General features: G+C 66.0%; 1 protein-coding gene. It reads right to left on the minus strand.

What is annotated here, in order from left to right; genetic code table 11:
- Positions 1–1,146: non-reducing end alpha-L-arabinofuranosidase family hydrolase (locus AB0G16_RS38825; protein WP_362816045.1), on the minus strand; the 1,146-nt coding region annotated here is incomplete at both ends.

The following is a 1,146-nucleotide window of genomic DNA, read 5'->3' on the forward strand; positions in this document are numbered from 1 at the left end:
CGATCATGAGGTAGCGGTTCTGGTTCTGCAGCTTGTAGACCTGCACGGCCTCGAACAGGTTCTCCTTCGTGTCACTCATGATCACGGTGGAGGAGGTGCCGAAGTTGCCGGGGAAGTTCCCGATCGGCATGCTGGTCCGGTAGATCTTGCCGTTGTCGCCGGCGAAGAACAGGTACATGGTCGTGTCGTCGGCGATGACGGTCTGATCGATGGGGCCGGTGTCGGAGCCGGTGATGCCGCCGGAGAACATGACCTGCTGGGCCGACCAGCCGTTGGGGTTGGTGGGGTTGGTGGAGGTGCGGTAGAAGAAGGCCGCTCCGCCGCCCCACTGGTAGGTCAGCACCCAGATGTTCTTGGGGGCGAAGTAGAACAGCGAGGGCGCCACGGTGGAGGCGGACATGGTGTTCTGGCTGGCCGAGGCCATCTGCGACCAGTTGGTGAACAGGCCGAAGTTCATCGACCCCCAGGTCTTGTCGAAGTCGTGGGTGGTGGCGTAGACGAGCTGCTTGCCCTCGTAGGGGGCGACGGTGAAGTCCTTGAGCGAGACCCAGCCCGACTTGGGGTTGGCCAGCACGCCGGTGGAGTTCCAGCGGTAGGTCGACGGAAGGTCGCACATCCCCGACGTGGGGGTCACGGTCGGCGTCGGACTGGGGTTCGAGGTGCCGTTCCAGGTCCACTTCTGGTTGTTGCCGCCGTGGCAGGAGTAGAGGTGGACCAGGGTGCCGTTGGCGGTTCCGGCGCCCACGGCGTCCAGGCACAGCCCGGACTGCACGCCGACGATGCTGCCGTCGGCGTTGACGCGCCACTTCTGGTTGTCGCCGCCGTGGCAGCCGTAGATCTGGACCTTGGCGTTGTTGGCGGTACCGCCGGCGTCCAGGCACTTGTTGCCGTAGACCTTGAACTCACCGGCGGTGGTCTGGGTCCACCGCTGGTTGGGGTTGGTGTGACAGTCCCACAGGTTGAGCTGGGTGCCGTCGGTGGTGCTGGAGCCGGGCACGTCCAGGCAACGGCCGGAGGCCACACCCTTGATCTGCCCGGTGCCGCTCCCCGAGGTCGGGGTGGGGGTGGGAGTGGGCGTCGGGTTCGGGTCGGCGGCGTTGAGGGCGTTGAGGACCGCGGTGTAGGCGGGCTTCTTGTTGCCGTTGC

Origin of the sequence: Streptosporangium sp. NPDC023615 (assembly GCF_040640155.1) — a bacterium.
Lineage (GTDB): Bacteria > Actinomycetota > Actinomycetes > Streptosporangiales > Streptosporangiaceae > Streptosporangium.